14 protein-coding genes are annotated in these 18,334 nt (G+C 51.5%); 11 read left to right on the top strand and 3 right to left on the bottom strand.

The window, feature by feature from the left end; translation table 11 throughout:
- Window positions 1-368 precede the first annotated feature (368 nt).
- The 5 genes from HQL65_05865 (at window position 369) to HQL65_05845 (ending at window position 7,731) form a co-directional block, all read left to right on the top strand.
- The gene (locus HQL65_05865) at window positions 369-1,019 is read left to right on the top strand and encodes a hypothetical protein (GenBank protein ID MBF0135747.1); all 651 of its coding nucleotides are present in this window, start codon (window positions 369-371) and stop codon (window positions 1,017-1,019) included.
- Between the two features lie 127 nt (window positions 1,020-1,146).
- Window positions 1,147-2,379 (top strand): DUF2778 domain-containing protein, encoded by a 1,233-nt coding sequence (locus tag HQL65_05860; protein ID MBF0135746.1) that lies wholly within the window; start codon window positions 1,147-1,149, stop codon window positions 2,377-2,379.
- A 553-nt stretch (window positions 2,380-2,932) separates the two neighbouring features.
- Entirely contained in the window at window positions 2,933-3,379 is a 447-nt protein-coding gene (locus HQL65_05855; GenBank protein ID MBF0135745.1) for a hypothetical protein, read from the top strand.
- A gap of 127 nt (window positions 3,380-3,506) precedes the next feature.
- Window positions 3,507-4,595 carry a DUF2778 domain-containing protein gene (locus tag HQL65_05850; GenBank protein MBF0135744.1) on the top strand — a complete coding sequence of 363 codons (1,089 nt, stop codon included), beginning with the start codon at window positions 3,507-3,509 and terminating at the stop codon, window positions 4,593-4,595.
- 1,966 nt (window positions 4,596-6,561) lie between these two features.
- Window positions 6,562-7,731 (top strand): hypothetical protein, encoded by a 1,170-nt coding sequence (locus HQL65_05845; GenBank protein MBF0135743.1) that lies wholly within the window; start codon window positions 6,562-6,564, stop codon window positions 7,729-7,731.
- Window positions 7,732-7,764: 33 nt separating this feature from the next.
- Here HQL65_05845 and HQL65_05840 read toward each other — a convergent pair whose 3' ends face one another.
- Together HQL65_05840 and HQL65_05835 are read right to left on the bottom strand one after the other, a co-directional pair.
- A complete protein-coding gene (locus HQL65_05840; protein MBF0135742.1) occupies window positions 7,765-8,562 on the bottom strand; it encodes an alpha/beta fold hydrolase in 798 nt (265 codons plus the stop codon).
- A 69-nt stretch (window positions 8,563-8,631) separates the two neighbouring features.
- Window positions 8,632-9,663: a DMT family transporter gene (locus HQL65_05835; GenBank protein ID MBF0135741.1), complete on the bottom strand. Its 1,032-nt coding sequence runs from the start codon at window positions 9,661-9,663 to the stop codon at window positions 8,632-8,634.
- A gap of 52 nt (window positions 9,664-9,715) precedes the next feature.
- On the opposite strand from HQL65_05835, the gene HQL65_05830 reads away from it, so the two are divergent.
- Window positions 9,716-10,057: an FHA domain-containing protein gene (locus HQL65_05830; protein MBF0135740.1), complete on the top strand. Its 342-nt coding sequence runs from the start codon at window positions 9,716-9,718 to the stop codon at window positions 10,055-10,057.
- Window positions 10,058-10,069: 12 nt separating this feature from the next.
- Here the strand turns inward: HQL65_05830 and HQL65_05825 are convergent, their stop codons facing one another.
- A complete protein-coding gene (locus HQL65_05825; protein MBF0135739.1) occupies window positions 10,070-12,304 on the bottom strand; it encodes an SLC26A/SulP transporter family protein in 2,235 nt (744 codons plus the stop codon).
- 375 nt (window positions 12,305-12,679) lie between these two features.
- Between HQL65_05825 and HQL65_05820 the strand changes: the two genes are divergently transcribed.
- The 5 genes from HQL65_05820 to HQL65_05800 all read left to right on the top strand — a co-directional run bounded on the left by HQL65_05820 (window position 12,680) and on the right by HQL65_05800 (window position 18,163).
- Window positions 12,680-13,612, top strand: a complete 933-nt coding sequence (locus tag HQL65_05820) for an ABC transporter permease (GenBank protein ID MBF0135738.1) — start codon at window positions 12,680-12,682, stop codon at window positions 13,610-13,612.
- 5 nt (window positions 13,613-13,617) lie between these two features.
- The gene (locus HQL65_05815) at window positions 13,618-15,024 is read left to right on the top strand and encodes an ABC transporter permease (protein ID MBF0135737.1); all 1,407 of its coding nucleotides are present in this window, start codon (window positions 13,618-13,620) and stop codon (window positions 15,022-15,024) included.
- Window positions 15,021-16,022, top strand: coding sequence for an ABC transporter ATP-binding protein (locus HQL65_05810; protein MBF0135736.1), 1,002 nt, complete (start codon window positions 15,021-15,023; stop codon window positions 16,020-16,022). Before HQL65_05815 ends, HQL65_05810 begins: the two co-directional genes overlap by 4 nt.
- 245 nt (window positions 16,023-16,267) lie before the next feature.
- Window positions 16,268-17,218, top strand: a complete 951-nt coding sequence (locus HQL65_05805) for an ABC transporter ATP-binding protein (protein ID MBF0135735.1) — start codon at window positions 16,268-16,270, stop codon at window positions 17,216-17,218.
- A 36-nt stretch (window positions 17,219-17,254) separates the two neighbouring features.
- Window positions 17,255-18,163: a radical SAM protein gene (locus HQL65_05800; protein MBF0135734.1), complete on the top strand. Its 909-nt coding sequence runs from the start codon at window positions 17,255-17,257 to the stop codon at window positions 18,161-18,163.
- The last annotated feature ends 171 nt before the right edge of the window (window positions 18,164-18,334 follow it).

Below are 18,334 nucleotides of genomic sequence, written 5' to 3'. Positions count from 1 at the left end.
AATGGCTGGCAAGTATAAAAAAAAAACCAACTACATTTATTGAACCATTTGCTGGCGGCTCTTGATGGTCGTGCGTCGAATGTACATACGGTCAAAATAGCTGAAACCACATCGTTGTCAAGTGATTGTTTACGATTATGGCACTACAAACCGAGTTTTGACCGCCAGGAATTTTTCAACTACTTGATTTTATTATATACACTTTTCATGAAACGACCGTTTTTGCTTGAAATCATCTCAAAAGCAGCTCGAAAAATGGGAAAAGCTGCGAAGATGGGTTGACACCAGGCATGTCCAATATGGGTGGACAGGGTCTCTCCACCCCAAACATGCAACCGGCCAATAGGACAGGAGGTTTTGCGTCTGGAATGTCCACACCTTCCGGCCTGGATTCTTCGGCGGATATGGACGACCATGAAGCACCCACCGAGGAAGAACAGCTTTTGTACGAAAAGTTTGTGGTCAATGGGATCAGAATCCTGAGCAACCCGCAAGTTGTTGCCGCGATTCTGGAACGCATGCGCAATGAAGATCCGATTCAGGTCGTGGCCGAGTCCACCTACATGCTCGTGGAACGCATCCTCTCGGATGCCAGGTCGCGTGGCATGCACATTCCGGGCGAAATTGCCATGCAGGGTGGCATGGAAATCATGGGAGAACTGATCTCCCTGGCCGAGTCGGTCGGTGTGGCCAGATTCACCGATCAACAACGAGAGATGGCCTTCTACAAGGCGTTGGATATCGCCGGTACCCACATGGCCCGCCTGCAACGCTTCGATCCCAAACAGGTGCAGGAGGATTATAACCAACTGGGAGAAATGGCACGTTCCGGGCGTCTGGATCGTGCCATGGGTCGCAAACCAGCACCAGACAGAGAGGGACCGGGCAACAATCCAGATGCCGGTATGCCCAACCGGGGGCAACCACAACCTCCCCCGGAAGACCGACAGGCCCTGCTCAGCAATTGGGAAAGCAAAATCAAGCCGCAAATGGTGGCCGAAATCCGCCAACGTCTGTAACTGGCAACGCCTGTCAGTGTAACAATCCATGGCGGGGCTTTGGCCCCGCCATGTCTTCTGCAATGCCTTGCAGCATGCTGCATTTGGCTTGCGGACCTGGATCGACCATGATAACTTGGAGAAGAAGATGGGTTTCGACGAAGATGAGCATAGGAACCGGGTCTATCAAATTCTGGAAACCGGCAGCAACAAGATGAACAATGCCAACACGGAATATGACCAATATCTGGCTGCCAATGAGACACGCCAACGCTTGCGATGGCTGACCGGTCTGAATCCCGCCAATGAAAGTTTGGTGGTGCATGCAACCGGAGATCCGGTGCATATGGAATATCTTGGGGATGATATTGATCTGACCATGCGGCAACGCGACTCGACCACCTTGCGTCGTATCACGAAAAATCTGGAGGATACGCATGATTTTTACCGAAAGTATTTCGGTATGGATGCGCCTTCCCGCCAGTCTGATCCGGACAGCATGTATCTTCACAAGTCAGCCTGGAAAACCTTCAATGAGTTGGGCCAGTTTCTGGGCGGGCAAGGGAATCAAAACAACACCCAGACCCAATCCTGGCCGCAACAGGCTGCCATGATGACCCAGACCCAACAGCAGCCGATGCCGACACTGCCTCCTCAGGAGTACAGTACAGGAGGGGGTGGATCAACTGGGTTGTCCAGAGTGCCCGGGGCGATGCATGCAGCTTACATGACGGAAGCAGGCAATCGGATTGTCAACCAGGTGAAGGAGTCTGTACGAAATGTTGGTCAATCATTGAGCCAGATGATGTCCGTACCCAAAACGACCCGAGTGGTATCTGTGTTTCCTGGTGTTGCAGAGCCACCAGAGCCAGGAGTCAAAAGTTGGCTGGCCTTCAATGGGGATGAACTTGCGCATTTTGTGGATGGCAAGAAGGTCAAAAGCTGGGCGGGTGTGTCGGGAAAAGATGAGTTTCAAGATGCAAAATATCAAGACATGGCAGCGATGGGCCCAATACCTGAGGGTAAGTGGGATGTCAAACAAAAAAATCACCAGAAGTTTAATGATCTTACCATGTCAGAGCAAGCTACGTCGTGGATTGGAGGAGGGCTTAGAGCTTTAAAAGTTGATAAAATCCTCAAGAAAAATATAGGAAAATGGCCAGGGGGAACAGTATCATGGGGTGATCATCGTGTTTGGTTGAAACCTGCGCCAGGAGTGGAGACCTATAATCGTTCCGGGTTTACGATTCATGGGGGGTGGACTCCTGGTTCAGCAGGGTGCATTGATTTGACAGACAAAATGGATGACTTTGCTGATTGGTTTATGAAGCATGGTCAGGATGTTCCTTTGTATGTCAAATATGGAAAAAATAGAAAGTAACCGGTGAAATCATGCAGGTCCCTTGGGTTGGTTTACTTTTTTCAATTAATATCCAGGGACCTGATTTTTTTATTGTGGAAGTTGAATTTTTATGTTACGGATGAAATGGTTTTGTATATAAATTTTACAGACTTTTTAGATGGGTGGAGAGATGGTATTCAATGTAAATAATCAATCAAAAAGAAAATCGGGATTTATTGATAATTTATCTCGGTCAATTATTGTTTTGACTGATCTTGTTTTGTCATGGTCAATCATGTTATTTACCATTATAAATGCTGTTGGAGTATATTTGACATTTTTTTACGAAGACAAGAATAGAGGTAAATTTGATTTATGTGATAACCGCGAATATATTTGTCAATTTATCGCGATATCGTCTTTGATTGTTTGTGGATTTATTGTGTATATTTGTTTAACAAAAAAAATCATAATTCGCATTCCATGTATAATTTGTGGTTTTGTCTTGTTTGTATTAATCTATGCTTGTCTAATTATGCCGATAGCTCTTTTTTTAAGGCCTTGATCATCATTTTGGCCAATAGAGCAGCTTTTGAACGAAAAGTTTGTGGTCAATGGGAGCGGCATGCACATTCCGGGCGAAATTGCCATGCAGGGTGGCATGGAAATCATGGGAGAACTGATCTCCCTGGCCGAGTCGGTCGGTGTGGCCAGATTCACCGATCAACAACGGGAAATGGCCTTCTACAAGGCGTTGGATATCGCCGGTACCCACATGGCCCGCCTGCAACGCTTCGATCCCAAACAGGTGCAGGAGGATTATAACCAACTGGGAGAAATGGCACGTTCCGGGCGTCTGGATCGTGCCATGGGTCGCAAACCAGCACCAGACAGAGAGGGACCGGGCAACAATCCAGATGCCGGTATGCCCAACCGGGGGCAACCACAACCTCCCCCGGAAGACCGACAGGCCCTGCTCAGCAATTGGGAAAGCAAAATCAAGCCGCAAATGGTGGCCGAAATCCGCCAACGTCTGTAACTGGCAACGCCTGTCAGTGTAACAATCCATGGCGGGGCTTTGGCCCCGCCATGTCTTCTGCAATGCCTTGCAGCATGCTGCATTTGGCTTGCGGACCTGGATCGACCATGATAACTTGGAGAAGAAGATGGGTTTCGACGAAGATGAGCATAGGAACCGGGTCTATCAAATTCTGGAAACCGGCAGCAACAAGATGAACAATGCCAACACGGAATATGACCAATATCTGGCTGCCAATGAGACACGCCAACGCTTGCGATGGCTGACCGGTCTGAATCCCGCCAATGAAAGTTTGGTGGTGCATGCAACCGGAGATCCGGTGCATATGGAATATCTTGGGGATGATATTGATCTGACCATGCGGCAACGCGACTCGACCACCTTGCGTCGTATCACGAAAAATCTGGAGGATACGCATGATTTTTACCGAAAGTATTTCGGTATGGATGCGCCTTCCCGCCAGTCTGATCCAGACAGCATGTATCTGCACAAGTCGGCCTGGAAAACCTTCAACGAGTTGGGCCAGTTTCTGGGCGGGCAAGGGAATCAAAACAACACCCAGACCCAATCCAGACCACAACAGGCTGCCAGGATGTCACAGACCCAGCAGCAGCCAACGCCGACACTGCCTCCTCAAGAAATTGATAGTGACACAGGAGGGGCCAATCCAGCCTGGATGTCAAATGCTTCTGGGTCGATCCAACCGACTTATGTGGTGGATGATGGAGATCGGATCTTGGAACATACTATTGTTCCACCTGAGCCAGGTCTCAGGAGTTTTATGACGTATAACGGAAATGAACTTGCTCATTGGGAAGATGGTAAGAAAGTCAAGTCCTGGAAAGGAGTTTCAGGGGCAGGAGAGTTTCAAAATCCGATGTATCAGAATCAACCGGGGGCTGGACCAATTCCAGAGGGTAAATGGAATGTTAATCAGGAGAATTATCAATCGTATGACGATCTTTCATTAACCCAGAAAGCTTTGTCATTGATCGATAAAGGGACTTGGCCGGGAGGTACCGGACCCTGGGGTCGTCGTCGTGTTTGGTTGAAACCTGCACCAGGTGTGGAAACCTATAATCGTTCGGGATTTACGATTCATGGGGGAAGCACTCCAGGGTCAGCCGGTTGTATCGATCTGACGGACCAAATGGATGACTTTGCTGATTGGTTCAAAAAGCACGGTCAAGATGTTCCTTTGTTTGTCAGGTACTGAATGTAAACCGAAGATCACGTAGGATTTTATAAGTCTCTTGAATAAATTCTTTTTCAGAAGATATTCAAGAGACTTTTTTGAAAGATAATGATATGTTATATGAAATGTTTATATCGATAAGCAATATTAAATTATTAAAATATTTCTCAAGATCTGTTTTAGTGATGCTTGACTTTCTTTTGATATGGTTTGTTTTATTATTCTCAATAGATTTTACCTATAAATTTGGATTTGGTCATTATTATTTAAAATTTGATCTTTGTGTTTATAATAATTATCCTTGTGTATTTATGGTGGTTTCGACATTGTTTTTTATCGGTATCACGCTGTTTGGTTGTCTAAAAAGACAAATTTTAATTAGAATTCCTTGTATAATATGTGGATTTACTATTTATTTAATTATTTACTACTATTTTATTAGGCCAATAGCTGAGTTATTAAGTAAAATTCATTAGATTTTCTAGCTATTAAATATTAATAATCGTTTGTAGTTTCTGATTTATGAAGGGTGGACTCCTGGTTCGGTAGGATGTATTGATCTGATAGGAGAGATGGATGACTTTGCCGACTGGTTCAAAAAGCACGGTCAAGATGTTCCTTTGTTCGTCAGGTACTGAATGTAAATCGAAGATCATGTAGACTTCACAAGTCTCTTGGATAAATTCATTATTGGAAGATGTTCAAGAGACTTGTTTGATAGATGGTTAAAGTTTGTGAAGGATATTTTATCATGAAGGTTAATTATGGATATTATTCTTTAAAATTAATGAAATTATTAAAATCAGTGGCTTGGTATATATTGATTATTACGGATCGAATTTCATTGCTGGTTATTATTTTGATATTTTTAATATTTATTTATAGTGTCTATATAGCATATTTAAGGCCTGATATATTAAATGCAACCGAAGGAAAATATGATTTTTGCAGTAATAAACATTATATTTGTCAGTTTTATTCTACAGTAAATGCAATAATTTCAGGTGCGGTGATATATACATGTATATCAAGGAAGATAAAATATCGGCATCTATGTGTGATTTGTGGTGTTATATTATTTTTTATCATTGTACATTACGTGGTGTCGCCGATGTCTTATTATATTGGTGAGATGTCATTTTAAGATGTTATTGGTATGCTTTTAACAGGGTGAATATTCATTATCTTTATTGGTTTACGACGCATTAAGGGTGGACTCCCGGTTCAGCAGGGTGCATTGATCTAACAGACAAAATGGACGACTTTGTTGATTAATTTAAGAAGCATGGTTAGGATTTTGCTTTGTATGTCAAGTATAACATGGATAGAAAGTAATAAATTTAAGAATGTAGGCCTCTTGGATTGGTCCATGTTTTATATGAAAGGCATGGCATGATGTGTAAGCCGAATAAATTTAATGGTGCAAAATTATTAAAATATTTTATAATTTTTTTAGATATTTTTGCGATGTGTTTGATAGTATTGTTAGAAATATATCTCATGTATTATTATTTTGGAGATGATATCAGCAGAGGTAAATTTGATATTTGTAAAAGTTCAAATTTTAGTTGCCAATTTATTTCAGTATCATCTTTATTTTTCGGTGCTTATGTATTATTTTATTGTATGAAAAGGCGGATTTTTATGAGAGTTATATGTAATTTTTGCGGGTTTATAATTATATGCTTGATGTATGTTTTTGTGTTTATTCCTGTAGCATATTTTGTAAATACAGGCATCGTTAGGGTGTTATGATATTATGCAAAGTTAGAATAAACATATTTGATTATTATTTTTGCCAATATAGTGTTTTTTTTCGAAGATTTTATAGTCAATTGGATCAGAGTCTTGAGCAACTCTGGAAAAATGGATGACTTTACCGACTGGTTCAAGAAGCATGGAAAGGATATCCCTTTGTATGTCAAGTACTGAAAAAGGATATCCGGGAAAGATTGAATCGCGAACGCAAGAACAGGAGTGAGTAGGTATGACCAATCATCAGGCATGCAAATTGATCGGGATGGTTGCCCTGGGATCTTGTCTGTCTTTGTCAGCAGGGTGTGCCACAATCTCCCCAGGAATGCGGTTAATTGGACAAAACATGTGGGAGATCACAGCCGTCGTCCCGGCTCGGCTGCCAAATGAAAAATTGAATATCGAATTCGTTTCCATGGCCAATCAGGAATGCCTGAATTATACAATTATTTCAAAACATGTTTCTGAAATAAACAGCGCGGTGGATTTTGGTGATCGCAAAGCAAAAAAACAGACGGGTCGCATCCAATGCATGTACGGAAAAGGATTGTTCAAACCCGCCAATGGAAAAATCAAGGAAGAAGTGTCAGCCAGCAGCAGAATAAATGGAAAAGGGATTTACGAGTTTGAAAATGGGAATGTTTATGAAGGGGAAATCGTTGACGGCAGATTGCATGGCAAGGGAATTTTTAAATTTATCAATAAAGATGTCTACGAAGGGGATTTTATTGACGATACGATGGCAGGGAAAGGAATCTACAAGTTTGCCAATAAAGATGTCTATGAAGGAGATTTTGTAGACAATCAAATGACAGGCAAAGGGATCTACAAATTTTCCAATGGAAATATTTATGCGGGAGATGTGGTTAAAGGTAAACTGACGGGCATTGGGGTCTTCAAATTTGTCAACGGAAGAACCTATGAAGGATATTTTGTCGATGGACAGGTGACGACCGTCACCGGTCCCAAAAATCTTGAACTCTGGAAAGCCGTCGGGGCCTTGGCAGAATTTGTGGTGGAAACCGGTAAACAGGTTAAAACTCAGAAGGAACTGAGCCGGACCAGGCAACTTGAAGAAGAAGAAGCCAGGAAGAAGGAACGGAAAAAAAAGCGTCCAAAGTGGGTTGTGGGTACACCACAACGGGCTCCGGACGGAACCTGGGTCGGAGGGACACCGCAGCAAGCTCCAGATGGAACTTGGATCGGGGAGGGTAAACCAGAACTGGCTCCAGATGGAACCTGGGTTGGAGGAAAACCGGTACAGGCTCCAGATGGTACCTGGACAGGAAGTGGAAAGCCCAGGACAACTCCTGACGGAAGGGAAATCAAGGAACATCCGACAAGAACTCCTCCCGATATTCGGGATTTGGATGATGAAATAAAACTTCCGCAAATGAAATAAACCAGGCGACAAACATGGGAGAGTGGAGAAAAGCTACTTTTCCAATTTTTCCAGCCAGCCATGAATGGCATTGGCGGCGTGTTGCCAGCGGGGTTCCAGCATGATGGCGTGGGCGGTATCGGGCAGAATGACGGCTTGCGTTCCGTACCATGCGGCACTCAGATGCACTTCGGAGACGGGAACGAACCGGTCATTGGCCGCGCCTATGACCAGGACATGGGGCAGTGAATTGGGCAGGGGAGCAAAAGGCCGCCAACCCATGAGTTCCATCCCCACCACCCAGGATTCGTTGCCCGCTTCCTGGACGAAGTGACGAAAATCCTGATCCGGAAAGCCGGGGGAAAAAAGCCCCTCACGCACGGTGCGTTGGTGAACCCGACGCGCTCCGGCAAACATCAACACGGCCAGTTCCCACCACAAGGCCGGATTTTCAAAAAACATGCGCCACACCGCCGGGGTCAACCCATAAGGGGGAACCGAAGCCATCAAAACCATCCCGGCGGCCTTGCCCCCGGAGCGGCGCATGTATTCCTGAACCACGGCCCCCCCCAGCGAGTGTCCCACCAGTATGGTCGGTCCGTCCAATTCCCGCAGGGCGGTTTCAATGTCACTGGCATAATCCGCCAGGCAATACCAGCCAATCCGCTCCGCCCCGGGACTGCGGCCATGACCCCGCAGGCTGAGGGCATGGGCGGCATATCCCCAATCCGCAAAACAGGGCAGAAAATGCGGCGACCAAACCCATGCCCCCACACACATGCCATGCACAAAAAGCAGGTTGAAAGGACGCTTGGGGCCTGTGGGTTGGGCAGAGAGAATTTCCAGTTTCATCGGTCGAGATCAAATCCGCAGAGGGGAGAGGATGTGGGAAAATCCGGCATGGGGCAGAAAAACCTCCCCCTAGGATGGGCCATTTTTGGGCAAAATGGCAATGTTTTGGTCGGAATTTTTTTTCCGGGTCGTGTATCGGATCATCCAAAGGTTGCTCACGATGATGATGAGACCACCCAATATGGTTTGCAAATCGGGTACCTCATGAAAATACCAGTAACCGATCAAACCGGCGATCAAAATCCGCGCATAGTCGAAAGGGGCGACAATGGTGGCCTCACCCAGGGCGTAGGCCTGCACCAGGGCCGACTGCGCCACGGTGGCAATGCCACTCATCAGGAGCAACAGCCACAAAATTCGCGGCTCAGGCCATTGCCAGAAGATCCAGGCCGGTGGCAAAGAGAGGAGGGTGGAGGCGACAGCATAACGGCCCAGGATGGTCATGGTTTTTTCCGTGGCCGTCATTTTTTTGATGACGGTGGTGACGATGGCAATCAAAAATGGGCTGATCACGCCAATCAAAATCAGCGGATCGAAACCATGGACACCCGGGCGCACCATGACCAGGATGCCGCCAAAGCCGATCAGGGTGGCCAGCCAGCGCCGGGGATCATGGGGTTCGCCCAGAAAGAGCAGCGCCAGGGGTATCATGAACAACGGCGTGGTAAATGAAAGAGCGGTGACATCCGCCAAGGGCAGGACCGCATAGGCATAAAAAGTGGCGATCATGGCGCAGGTCCCCACCAGGGCGCGGATCAGATGCATGCCCTGGTGGCTCGAACGCAAAATCTCCCCGCCCTGCCGCCATATGAACGGGGCAAGCCAGCATAAGCCAAAGAGGCAGCGAAAAAAGACGATTTGCAACGGATGCAAATCCCGACCAATCACCTTGACCAGGGCACCCACCACGGAAAAAGTGGCCCCGGAGAGCAGAATCCAGACAATACCATGGAGATTGGGTGGCATACCGGTCCAATATCGCCGAATCAGGCCCAGCCTTGCCGGCAGCCATTCGGATTTGTCCAGGTGTCTGTTCAACAATGGAGTCTTTGTTGCATGGGTTCCGGAGCCATCGACTTTGGAATCATGGATACTGATCACAATAGAATATCATACGGCGCGGGAAAGAGGGACGCCGACAGGGAAGAGTTCCATGGATCGACAATATACCTTGATTGTCCAATACAGGGCACGTCGTTACGGTGTGGGGGCACCACGGCCTCAGCTCACCATTGGCCGTCAGGCGGATCGGGATCTGGTGATACCAGAGGTCCTGGTCTCCAAGCACCATGCAACCATCATTCTCGATCAGGGACATTTCTATTTGGCAGACAGGAGCCGGAATGGCACCTATCTGTTGGGAAAAGACCGCAACATCATTTTTGTCAACAATAACAAACACCGCCTGGAAACCAGTGGGCTTATCGCTCTGGGTGCCCGGCCCGGCAAAGCCATGGCCCTGGAAATCCAATATTGGACTGAAATGACGGATTGATGGGTTCCGCTGTCAACCTTCCCGCAGGGCCAGAAGTTCGGCATTCGTATAGCGCAGACGAATGGCCAGGGCACGCGCCAGACGGGCAAACACTTTTTGGCCAAGAATCGGATATTTGAGAACCAGATTGTCGAAGTGCTGGCGGGAGATGAGAAATATATCACAGGCGGTTTCGGCCACGGCATCGGTAGACCGTTTGCCCCGATCCAGAAAAGCCATGTCACCAAAGAAATTGCCTCGTCCGAAGAAGGCCAGGGTCAGGCTCTTGTTGTCTTCCAGGGTGATGAGAATGCGTACCGTTCCCTGCCGGATGAGACAGATTTCATCACCCGCATCCCCCCGACGAAAAATGGTCTCTCCAGGGGCATAAGAACGCTCGATGACGGTTTGTTTCAGAAGTTCCAGGAGATCGCCTTCATCCTTGAAGCCTTGCATCAGGTCGATCTCTCTCAATTTGAGAGGACGGGTTTGCTCTTCCGGAAGGGTCTGGATTTGCTTGTTGATGAGCCTGTCTTCCGCCCACTCCAGGGCCTGATCCAGGGTGGAGAAAATTTTCAGATTTCCGGAGGAACTGACCAATCCCGTCTGGGCAAAATAGGTGGCCAGGTCGCGACCTGTATGGGAACTGCCGGGCAGATCACTGAATACCAGGGTGGCACCGCGTTCCTGCAACATGCCCTGAATGTGTTCCAGCATGTGGATGGCGGTAAAATCGACGGAGCGGACGTTGCGCAGATCCAGGATGAGACAGTCGCAATGGGTCAGGTCCGGTTCCAGACGGGTGTAGAGCTGATCCGTGGTCCCGAAGAACAGGTTTCCCTGGAGTTCGCAAAGGGTGATGGAGTGTCCGTGGCTGGAGAGGATTTCTTTCTCTTCCGGGAGCCGGTTGCGTTTGGAGGAGATTTGCAATCCGGTGAGACGGCGGCGGACCACGGAACTCTTGACCTGTTCGCGCAAAAACAGAATGATGGCCAGGGCGACACCGGCACCGGAGGCGGCAATGAGGTTGAAGCGCACGGCCACCACGATGACGGCAGCAATGACGAAAAAGTCGAGCAGGGTGGAGCGTTGGCGCAGAAGCTGGAAACTGCGCCAGTCGAACATTTTGAAGGCCACGACCATCAGAATGCCGGCCAGGGCCGGGACAGGAACCCAGCCGATCAGGGTACTGAAGAGCAGGAGTACGGCCAGCGAAAACGCCCCTTCAAGGATGCCGGAGAGACGGGTGCGACCGCCGCTGTTGATGTTGACGAGGGTGGCTCCCATGGTGCCGGCCCCGGGCATGCCACCCAGGAGATTGGTGACCAGGTTGCCAATGCCCTGGGCCACGAGTTCCCGGTTGGATTGGTGACGGGAGCGGGTCATGGCATCGACCACGACGCAGGTCTTGAGGGTGTCGATGGAGAGAAGAACCGCCAGGGTCAGAGCCGGGATCAGCAGAGCCGCGATATCGGCAAACTGAAAATGGCCGATGGCAGCCCAACGACTCTGAAGACCGGACTGCATGGTGCCGATTTCGAAATTGATGGGACCGATCAACAGGGTGTTGCCTGCCAATTGGCGCAAGGCGGGATTGAACAGAGCCAGTGCAAAATAGGCGAGCATTCCGGCCATAAGCCCGAGAATGGGGGCGGGAAGTGCCCTGGTCAAACGGGGTCCCAGGGCCATGCCCAGGATGGTGACCAGGCCCACCAGAATACCGGTCCATTGCCACAGGTTGGGATCGAGGATTCCCAGCCAGGGGTCGGTCCCTTTGGGAAAGCCCATCAGCTTGGGAATCTGACTCAAGAAGATGATGATGCCCACGCCGCTCAAATATCCCGACACAACGGGAAAGGGGATGTATTTGATGATGCGTCCGCCGCCCATGGCTCCAAACAAAAATTGCAGAATGGCCGCCAAAAGCCCGACCATGGTGATCAACAGGAGGACCCGTTCGGGTGGAAAGGGGCCGGCAATGGCGATTTCGCCGGCCAGGAGGCGGGTTGTCAGGGCGGCCAGGACCGCTGCCGCCGGGGCACAGGGGGCAGTGATCAGACGGGGCGCACCTCCCAGACCGGGGGCGATCAAACCCAGAATCACCGTGCCGAGCAGTCCGCTCATGGCACCAAAGGCCACATAATCCCGTCCCAGATCGGCATAGGCGGCCACCCCGTAGGCAATGGCCGACGGCAAGGCCACAAGCATGGCGGCCATGCCTCCCCATAAATCACCGAGGGCATTTTGAGAGCGGGAAGCTGTGTGCATGGGGGTTGGATTTCCCTGGTCAGAGTTTGTTTGCCGAATCATGTCACCAATCATGCCAGTTGCCAATATTTATTATAGGATCACCGTGGCAACAAGGCGTGTCATCCGCCAATAATCTCAATCTGGCATTGCCGATGGTCCGGGGAGAGTGGGTATCCAACGGACTGGTGAGGGTTCACAGAAAATTCCGGTGGCATGGTGCTGGCCGGTCTCCGGCTGGCCGATGTGGGTTCATGGGGAACCTGGACGTTGCGGTTGTGCCAATGGCATGCTGTCAATCCTGCCTTCAGACTCCAGCCTCCAGGCTGGTCCTGGGTGGTGGTCAGGGAATGTTGGGTCCTTTGGTTTGAATTGAACGGGATTTCTGGTGTTCGCATGGTGCGTTTCATCGGTCGCCGGATCGTATCGGGATTGGTGACCATCTGGTTCATTGCCACGGCCACGTTTGCGGCCATGCATGCCGTTCCGGGTGATCCCCTGCTGAATGACAAGGTGGTCTCCCCGGCCATCCGCGCCAATCTTGCCCGGCAGTATGGCCTTGACCAGCCCTTGTATCGGCAATATGTCCTCTATCTGGGCAACATGCTGCGCGGGGACTTTGGCATCTCTTTTACCCAGAAAAATCGCCGGGTCAACGACATCATCCGGGAACATTTTCCCGTGTCGGCCATTCTGGGGGTGGTGGCTCTGGTCTTTGCCGTGGCCGGGGCGCTTCTCTGGGGGGGGATCACCGCACGTTATCACAACCGCCTGCCCGATTGGATCATCATGTTTCTGGTGATCCTCGGCATTTCGGTGCCAGGTTTTGTCTTTGCGGCCTGGGGACAACTGTTGCTGATCCGGATCAATCAATGGTTCGGGAGTACCATTTTTCCCGTGGCCGGCTGGGGGACGCCGCAACATGTCGTGGTTCCGGCCCTGGTCCTGGGTCTGGGAACCATGGCTTATCTGACCCGTTTGTTGCGTTCCTCCATGCTGGAGACCCGAGGAGCCGATTTTTTGCGCACGGCACGGGCCAAAGGGTTGAGTGACAGCCGGATTTTTTTGCGGCATCACCTGCGCAATGCCATCCTGCCCATGGTCACGGTCCTGGGACCGGCCGTTGCTACGATCACCACGGGCGGTTTTGTCGTCGAACTGGTCTTTGCCATTCCCGGTCTGGGTCGCTATTTTGTGCAGGCTGTCCAGCAGTTGGATTATACGGTCATCATGGGCACCACGGTTTTTTATGGGGCATTCCTGGTGGCCATGGTCATTGCCGTGGATATTCTCTACGGTTGGGTCGATCCGCGTATTCGCCCGGGTTGAGCGTCATGTCGAATATCCCAGCATTCAGCCCTGGAGCAGGCGATTTTCAACCGGAACCGGTGCGTTCTGTCGTACCGGTTCTGGCCCGTCCCTCCCGTTCTTTCTGGGGGGATGTCTGGCACCACTTGCGGGCCAATCGCCAGGCCACGGTCTCCCTGTGGATCATCATCGGATTGCTTCTGTTTACCGTGGCGGGTCCCTGGCTGTGGCGCATGGATCCCGACTTGCAGGATCTGGATCGCATTTCCCGCTCGCCCGGCTGGCCGGAGAGTGCCCTGGTGATCCCCCCTTTGGAATCCTTGTGGTTCGGGGAGGTGATCGCCGGACATCCGGAGCGGGGCAATCAGCCGGCCAACGATCTGGCTGCCCCACAAAATCTGGCACTCGCCGCTCCGCCGACCACCCAGGAGGTCCGGTTGACCTGGACGCCGGTTCCGGGCAGTTCGGGGTACTTGATTTATCGCAATTCGTTTCCACCAAGTGATGCGACGGATCTGGGAACGCCACTCGGTGAAATTTCGACCGGCAATCGGGTTGGATTTGCCGACCGTTTGCGCCTTGAACCGGTGACCTATCACTATTCGGTGGTGGCCACCGATGGGGTGGATGGGGCGACCCGGTTTGCCACGTTGGTCGTGCGTCCGGTGACGGCCATCACCCTGCCCCAGGCCATCCGTATCCAGCCGGATGTCCAGGTCGGGGTGCAGATGACCCTTCCGTTTCACCCTTTGGGTCAGGATTATCTGGGGCGGGACCTGCTGGCCCGTCTCATGCGTGGTGCCCAGACCTCCCTGTTTATCGGCATTTTTGCCCCCTTGTGCAGTATTTTTCTGGGGGCGCTGTATGGCGGGATTGCCGGTTATGCCGGGGGATGGCTCGATGAATGGCTGATGCGGATTGCCGATTTTGTCGTTGCCCTGCCGTTTTTGCTTTTCATGATTTTATTGCGCATCGCCTTCGGCATCGAATCCGGTGAGAGTGGCATTCTGCCTTTGTTGGTGGCCATGATTTTACTGGGATGGCCCGGCGCGGCCCGCCTGGTCCGGGGGCAGGTGATGCAGATCCGGGAACAGGGGTTTGTCCAGGCGGCCCGTCTGCTGGGTGGCGGGCGGGGATATATTCTCCTGCATCACCTGTTGCCCAATGTCCTGGGGGTGATCCTGGTGACGCTGACCTTTGCCGTGCCTTCCGCCATCTTTACTGAGGCGTTTTTGTCGTTCATCGGTATGGGGGTGGTGCCGCCGACCCCGTCCTGGGGTTCTCTTTGTCAGCAGGGGGTGAAAACCATGCTCAACCATCCCCATGAATTGCTGTTTCCGGCCATGTTCATCAGCATGACGGTCCTGGCCTTCAACCTGTTTGGGGACGGTTTGCGGGATGCCCTGGATACCCGCAGCGAGCGGCAGTCATGACCCCGCTCTTGAAAATCACCGGCCTGGAGGTGGGGTTTGCCTTGCGGGGCGGAGTGGTTCATGCGGTGCGGGGGGTTGATTTGCAGGTTGCGGCGGGGACGACGCTGGCGGTTGTGGGGGAGTCGGGTTGTGGCAAATCGGCCTCCATGCTGGCGGTCATGGGTTTGATTCCGCAGCCACCGGGGCGGGTTGTGGCTCATGCCCTGGAACTGGATGGTCGTGATATTCTGCGTCTGTCGCCCGATGCCCGGCGGCGCTTGCGGGGTGTCGAGATGGCCATGATTTTTCAGGATCCCATGAGCGCCCTCAATCCCACCATGCCGATTGGCTGGCAGATTGCCGAACCCTTGCAGGTTCACTTGCGGATGAGTCGGCGGGCTGCCTGGCAACGGGCTGCGGAACTCCTGGCCATGACCGGGATCGGCGAGGTTGACCGGCGTCTGCGCCAATATCCCTTCGAATTTTCCGGCGGCATGTTGCAACGGGCCATGATTGCCATGAGTCTGGCCTGTCAGCCGCGGGTGTTGATTGCCGATGAACCCACCACGGCCCTGGATGTGACCATTCAGGCCCAGATTCTGGATTTATTGGCCGCGTTGCAACGGGACCGGGGGATGGCCCTGGTGTTGATCACCCATGACCTGGGTGTTGTGGCGCGCATGGCCGATCAGGTGGCGGTCCTCTATGCCGGGCAGGTGGTGGAGCAGGGTCCGGTGGCAGATATCTTTATTCGGGCGGCCCATCCCTATACGGTGGGCCTGCGTCGGGCCATTCCCGATCCCGATCCGGCCTGCAAACATCCGCCGCAACCCATCGAGGGGACCCCGCCTGACCTGATGCATCCGCCGCCGGGGTGTGGATTTTATCCACGTTGTCCGCAGGCGATGCGTCTTTGCCGGGAACATCGACCCGGACTGTTTCAGGTGGGCGAGGGGCATTCGGCACGTTGCTGGTTGTACCATCCGGTGGCACCACGTATCCATGGACTCAGAGGCTGACTAATAACTTGTTAATTTCAAAAAAAACGAATGAAAAACTGGGAAGGAGGTCCAGGAGGAAGGGCTGTGCCCTTCCTCTTGGCGGGGTTTGGGGCGGAGCCCCAATAAAATCTTTCTTCCCCACTTTTTTTATCCGAAAGTTAATGGGTAGCCTCTCGTACAAGTCGTTATCAACAGGGAATATGTCATTTCCCCAGCCTTCATCCTCCAGCCTCAATTGTGCAATCAGCGGATAATGTACCGTGATCCTGGAAATCAACCATGTCAGCAAACAGTTTCGTCTGGGACGCCAACGCATCCTGCATGCCGTGGATCGGGTTTCCCTGGCCATTCGACCCCATGAAGTGATGGGTCTTGTCGGCGAAAGCGGTTCGGGCAAGTCCACCCTGGCCCGGGTCGTGGTGGGTCTGCTGGAGAAAACCTCGGGTGAGATTTTGTTTGAAGGGAATAGATTGCCGGACCGTTTGACGACGGCGGATTTCCAACGCCTGGGTCGGCGCATGCAGATGATTTTCCAGGACCCGTTCTCTTCCCTGAATCCGCGTATGACGGTCCTGGATCTGGTTGGCGAGGGGTTGCGCTTGCAGGGTTTGGTGCGGGGCGAGGCTGCCGTGCGGGAGCGGGTGGCATTCTGGCTGGAGCGGGTGGGTTTGCATCCAGATCATCTGTCGCGGTATCCACACGAGTTTTCCGGTGGCCAACGCCAGCGCCTTGGTATTGCCCGTGCCCTGGCCGTGGAGCCGCGTTTTCTGGTGTGTGACGAACCGGTATCGGCCCTGGATGTCTCCGTGCAGGCCCAGATTGTCCGTCTGTTGGATGAATTGAAAGCCTCCCTCGGTTTGGCCATGCTGTTCATTGCCCACGATCTTTCCATGGTGCGGCATGTGTCCGACCGCATGGCCGTCATGTATCTGGGCGGCATTGTGGAGTGCGGCCCGGCGGATCGCATATTTTTTGAACCGATGCACCCCTATACCCGTTTGTTGGTGGCGGCCAATCCGGTACCCGATCCGGGAGTTGAGCGACAACGTCTCCGGCCCCTTGTGCAGGGAGAAATTCCCTCTCCAGTCAATTTGGGACCTGGATGTCGTTTTGCGGCCAGATGCCCGGATGTGACGTCCCGGTGCAGAGAGGAGATTCCCAAACCAGCCGCGCTTGCGGATGGGCGGACTGTGGTTTGCCATCTCTTTCAATAGGTATCAGAGCAACAATCTAAAAATGAAAGTCATGCCATGTCAGAACCGGAAATCAGTTCGGAAAACCCCGCTCCTGCCCCGGCGGATCTGGGCCTGAGTGCCAAAATCAATGTCCAGATCGAGACCATCAACTTTTGTAACCGCCGTTGTCAATACTGTTTCTATGGTCACTGGGATGCTTTTCCCTCCCGGATCATGGCCATGGATGCATACACCCATATTCTCGACCAGGTTTTGGCCCTGCCGGTCAAAATCAATCTGATCACCCACTCTTCCTATGCCGAACCCACCATCGATCCTCATTTTATCGAGCGTCTTGAGCAGATCAAGGCCAGGCGCTTGCGCTACTGGAACATTACCAACGGCACCAACCTGACCCCGGCCATTCTTGATTATTTGTTTGACAATCTGCCGCTTTTTTCGAGTTATTTTCTCATCGATGTACCGACGGTCGAGCCGGATATGTATCGGCGGATGACGGGTGGTTCCTCCGGACAGGCGGAAAAATTGCGGGACAATCTGCACCGTTTGGGATCGCATATAAAACCGAAAAATCTGACGGCCATTCTCATGGTTCTGGGGCAGCAGGATGCCGACCACCGGGCACGTCACGCGGAGTTGGCGACGGAGTTTGCCCATTATGGCTACCAGGTCACCCTGTTTCCGCTGTCGGATCGGGGCGGGGAGTTGCGTCCCTTCATTGATAATAAAATTGAATTGTCCTGCGTCAAGGGGTGTATTGACAAACGACTGGATGGCAATCTTCATTTTGGTGTGGGTGGCAATATGTATGTTTGTTGCCATGATTTCATGCAAAGATTCAGTTATGGCAATGTGGCCCGGACACCCCTGGAGGAGTTGTTGCGCTCTCCCGGACGCCAACGCATGATCGACGCTACCTTGGCGCAAATGTGTCGGCGTTGTTTGTCGGCGATCAAGTGTTGAAGAAAAAACGAACCGATCAATACGTTGTGTTTACATCGTTTCGCCGGAGAGAGTCTGAACAATCCTGCACGTTTGACTGTCGCGAATGCTTTTGCCCGCTCCTCATGCCGACTTGAAAAACACTTTAAAGGAGCATTCTGGGATTCATCCACCAGTTCGTTCAGAAGAATC

Source organism: Magnetococcales bacterium (assembly GCA_015228935.1).
GTDB lineage: Bacteria > Pseudomonadota > Magnetococcia > Magnetococcales > DC0425bin3 > HA3dbin3.
Note: the sequence above shows the minus strand (reverse complement) of the source record. Positions and strands in the feature narration are given on the sequence as shown.